Raw genomic sequence first — 3,851 nt, forward strand, 5'->3', positions numbered from 1 at the left:
AAATTACACTTTTTAATATTTCAATAGATTTTATTGGTTCTTCATCAAGCTCTAAACTGTGATTTCCACTATCAACCACTTTTAATATAAGATTTAGATTATTTTTCAATTTTTCAATTCGTTCCACAATGAAACAACTATCTTTATCTCCAATAATACAAAGTCCTTTATTATCACTGTTAACCATTGCGTTAAATACGTCATCTCTTTGTAGCAATGGAGTCAACCATACTACTTTTGCATCTTTCAACATTGTATTATTAAGCAGATAACTTAAAGCTATTGTTCCTATTGATTTAGCCACTACATAATAATTACTGTATTTCTTGTTCTTGATAGCGTTGTCGATTGCAAGTTGTACATCTCTTGTGAAATCCCTTTCACTTAGAACAGACATCTCTTGCCTATTATATGTATAGTTAATGTGTAATACATCAAAACCTTTAGTATAAAATAACCCTGTTGTAAAGTGTAACAATGGAGCTTGTGTTGTGTAACCAGCCCCTGGTAAGACAATAACTAAATTATTTGCTCTTCATTTCTTTCTATCAATCTAAAAGGAATACTTTTAGCACCAACAATTTTATTATTAGTCACCGTTTTCTCACTTCCTAAGGTTTTATATTTATCTATTCTTGACTATAAGCCAATATTCCTTCTTCAAGAAAACTTCCCCGTTAGTCCAATAAGAAAAGCTACCTAGATGAGAGCCTTGATCTTCTACTAAAGCACCTGTTTGTTTAAGTACTATTCTTCACAAACTAACTATTAGCTGGTTGTGTTACAAAAAAATCTGGAATAAGTTCCAACGCATTTATAAAAACTTCTTACCTTTAAATTTTTTATACAATTTAATCAAAAATACAACTATAACCAAAATGAAAGTAATGATGATTGAGTACCTTAATAGCATCAAGAAATATTCTGGATAAGTATAAGCTTCACTTGAATAATTTCCAGCTGCATCTTGTGTAACTCTTTCTCTATCTAACGACACTAACAATAATGAAAAGGAAACAAGAAATGTATAAATTGCCGTTTTTACTAAGATTTTCTCCATTTTTCTCCTCTTTTGTTTTTTTGTATTATTTAACCACAAAAACGAAAAACATTAAATTACCATAGGTTTTGAAGTTCACTAATAAATAGCAAAAGAATGTAACCCCCTACAAATACAAATCCTAAAATAAAATAGATTAAAAGTACCCAGCACATAGTTAAAAAAAACTTATCAAACCATTTACTGTTCAACCACTTCACGCCTTCCCCCCATTCCTAACATCTATTCGTACTCACTTTTGTTTAAATATTCCTTTTATTGCATTTTATCACATCTTATAGCGCTATCATCCTGCACCGTTAACAGTACAAGAAAAAGCTGTCTAAATGACAGCTCTGATCTTCAACTCTAGCACCCTACCTGCTAGGTATGCCACTCTACTATCTCATGGCGGAAAGAGTTGATCCTCCAAGTTTCATACCAATCGGATTGGTCATTATTTTCGCCTCTATGGTGATCGCCGTTTTTGCTGCTGTTCTCCAAAGACTTTTACAAGAAGCTATTAATATAAAATTAGAAAATGATTTAACGGTCTGAGGTGGAGGATATCGCAATTATTATTAATATTGATGTGATGTTAGCAAAACGAAAAATGAGCGTAACGGAGCTTTCGGAGAGGGTTGGGATTACGATGGCGAATCTTTCCATTCTGAAAAATGGGAAAGCAAAAGCGGTTCGTTTTTCAACATTAGAAGCGATATGTAAGACTTTAGATTGTCAACCAGGTGATATTTTGGAGTACAAAAGCGACGAAGACACTTAATAAAAACAGACAACAACTTTCTTCAACCAACGGGATTAGATAGTGAAATTAAGATGAAGGGATAGCGATTAAGCTATCCCTTCTCTGCGTTTATTATTGTTATTTAATAGAGAATTCCATTGAGAATTGCATTGATATTAGTGACAAAAAATGTGTTGTGATTTGCAATGTTTGCACCTCAAAAGGGAACCCTTTAGCCGCAGCCATCTCATCTTTAATATAAGAACCCTATTAGTTGAAAAAATTTAAAGGTTTTTCAATAAACTATTTAATTTAACCAATGCTTCATTTACTTCTTTTCTTAGTTGCTGTTCGGATATTTCAAAGGCAGTTTCTTGTCCTGGAAGACATTCGTGCCAATAACAATCAACTGCTTCAAAAACTCCGTTTAAGATTTCGAATAACGTGTTGCCCATTCTTTCTGTTTCATTTTTAAAAGTAATTAGATACTCACGTTCAAAATCATCAACTGTGATTACTTCGTTTATAAAATCCTCCATTAAGCTCCTATATTTATAAGCAAACATTTCTTACCCTCTTTTTGAATTTTCTTACAATCCATTCTAATGGTATTCCTTCTTCAAGTAAACTGCCCTTTAGTTTAAGAAGAAAAAAGCCTTACTCCTTATTGAAGTAAAGCACCCTTTAGTTTAAGTACATATTTTCACATACTTCCATATATGATTTAAATTATTTCTATAAGTTCAGTTTACACTGAATTACAAACGAAACACCCCTTTAGATAAAAAATCCAAAGGGGATAAAACGGTAACAACTTCATTTTAACTGCTTTTTCTTCATTCTTGTGCCCTGTATGATGAGGGCGACATAGATTACGATGGCAATCGAATCTATAAGCGTATCCTTAAGCCCCGACACGTCAAGTAATGCCGTTACACCAAGAATAACCATCAATCGGACGATCAGGATCGCGGCAATCAACCATGCGGCAAACCGGACTTTTGATTGATCAGTTTGGAATGACATGAAAATGAAAGCGATGCCTAAGACCAGATTCTCCACCGTGATGATGTGCCAGACATACGTGAATATTGTCTGGGTACCCACGGATATCGTTTCAATGTTGAGCTTCGGTAGCACAGCGGACTGTCCGTTCCATGCGTGCGTTACGGCAAACAGCATCGCAAGGACGCCTGCAATTAGATAATAAAAATTCCTAACCTTGATGTTCATCACAACCTTCCTTAGAAATTCCTGGTTCCTTCTTTCTCTTTTTATTTCCTTCTTTATTATTCTAATTTATTTTCTTAAAGTGATTTTATTCACTTTAATGCAGAAAGAACGTTATTTTAAATAAAGTGGCTCATTTACGTGACCTTGTCATTTTATGCCACAAACCTGCCCCGTTAGCAGCATAAGAATTTAGCTTTCTTCAACACTTACAGTGATTTCACCGAATAATTTATCCCCAATATAAACTTCTAATTTCCATAGTCCTGGTGTTGGAAATTCCATATTTGATGGTACGTGTGTATCAGCTCCATTATTAGGGCTTATTCCAACTTCTGGATACTCCCAAACTTTTTCACTATTAGACGTTCCCGCATTTCTAATAAGGACTTTGTGTTCTTCTCCTTTTTCGTTAATGCCAACAACTTTTAACTTTCCATTAAATTCTTCTTTATCCCCCCAAAAATGCCACATGTATTTATTACCGTTTCCTGCAATAATTGGTCGAGCTTCTGCTTCTCCTTCTTTACCAGAGCCAACTAAAAAACCAATTCTTCCTTCCTCTCCAACCAAAACATATTCTCCTTTTGTTCCATCTCCAAAGACAACAGGAATATTAAAAGTTGGACTTACTTCCCAATCTTCTTTTGTTACTGATTTTTCAGAACAACCTACTAATATGCCTATTAAAAATAATGATAATATGATTTTTTTCATAACAACCTCCTCATATATTGGACGAAAAACAAATCATTTCGTTTCGTAATATTCAGATTATTTAAAATATAAGATAACCCTTCTTTCGCTAAACTGCTCCGTTAGCTGCAATCGAGTAGA

At 33.8% G+C, this 3,851-nt stretch carries 5 protein-coding genes and 2 pseudogenes; 2 read left to right on the forward strand and 5 right to left on the reverse strand.

Annotated features, from left to right (window positions below):
- Both V7014_RS24865 and V7014_RS24870 read right to left on the reverse strand, forming a co-directional pair.
- Nucleotides 1-397: pseudogene (locus V7014_RS24865) on the reverse strand (alpha/beta hydrolase); the annotation flags it as partial.
- Nucleotides 398-814: 417 nt separating this feature from the next.
- Nucleotides 815-1,060, reverse strand: a complete 246-nt coding sequence (locus V7014_RS24870; RefSeq protein WP_335511418.1) for a hypothetical protein — start codon at nt 1,058-1,060, stop codon at nt 815-817.
- 357 nt (nt 1,061-1,417) lie between these two features.
- On the opposite strand from V7014_RS24870, the pseudogene V7014_RS24875 reads away from it, so the two are divergent.
- Together V7014_RS24875 and V7014_RS24880 are read left to right on the forward strand one after the other, a co-directional pair.
- Nucleotides 1,418-1,597 (forward strand): annotated as a pseudogene (locus tag V7014_RS24875) (DUF2975 domain-containing protein); the annotation flags it as partial.
- A gap of 10 nt (nt 1,598-1,607) precedes the next feature.
- Nucleotides 1,608-1,823, forward strand: coding sequence for a helix-turn-helix domain-containing protein (locus V7014_RS24880; RefSeq protein ID WP_016114251.1), 216 nt, complete (start codon nt 1,608-1,610; stop codon nt 1,821-1,823).
- A gap of 245 nt (nt 1,824-2,068) precedes the next feature.
- On the opposite strand, the gene V7014_RS24885 is transcribed toward V7014_RS24880, so the two are convergent.
- From V7014_RS24885 to V7014_RS24895, 3 genes are all read right to left on the reverse strand, one after another.
- Nucleotides 2,069-2,350: a colicin immunity domain-containing protein gene (locus tag V7014_RS24885; protein WP_335511420.1), complete on the reverse strand. Its 282-nt coding sequence runs from the start codon at nt 2,348-2,350 to the stop codon at nt 2,069-2,071.
- A 250-nt stretch (nt 2,351-2,600) separates the two neighbouring features.
- Nucleotides 2,601-3,017 carry a hypothetical protein gene (locus V7014_RS24890; protein ID WP_335511422.1) on the reverse strand — a complete coding sequence of 139 codons (417 nt, stop codon included), beginning with the start codon at nt 3,015-3,017 and terminating at the stop codon, nt 2,601-2,603.
- Nucleotides 3,018-3,206: 189 nt separating this feature from the next.
- Nucleotides 3,207-3,731, reverse strand: coding sequence for a DUF4871 domain-containing protein (locus V7014_RS24895; RefSeq protein ID WP_335511424.1), 525 nt, complete (start codon nt 3,729-3,731; stop codon nt 3,207-3,209).
- Nucleotides 3,732-3,851: the final 120 nt, after the last annotated feature.

It is taken from the genome of Bacillus sp. JJ722 (genome assembly GCF_036963345.1).
Lineage (GTDB): Bacteria > Bacillota > Bacilli > Bacillales > DSM-1321 > Bacillus_AD.

Coding starts and splice junctions, on each gene's coding strand:
- V7014_RS24895 (WP_335511424.1), bottom strand. CDS start 3,731: ATGAAAAAAATCATATTATCATTATTTTTAATAGGCATATTAGTAGGT.
- V7014_RS24890 (WP_335511422.1), bottom strand. CDS start 3,017: ATGAACATCAAGGTTAGGAATTTTTATTATCTAATTGCAGGCGTCCTT.
- V7014_RS24870 (WP_335511418.1), bottom strand. CDS start 1,060: ATGGAGAAAATCTTAGTAAAAACGGCAATTTATACATTTCTTGTTTCC.
- V7014_RS24885 (WP_335511420.1), bottom strand. CDS start 2,350: ATGTTTGCTTATAAATATAGGAGCTTAATGGAGGATTTTATAAACGAA.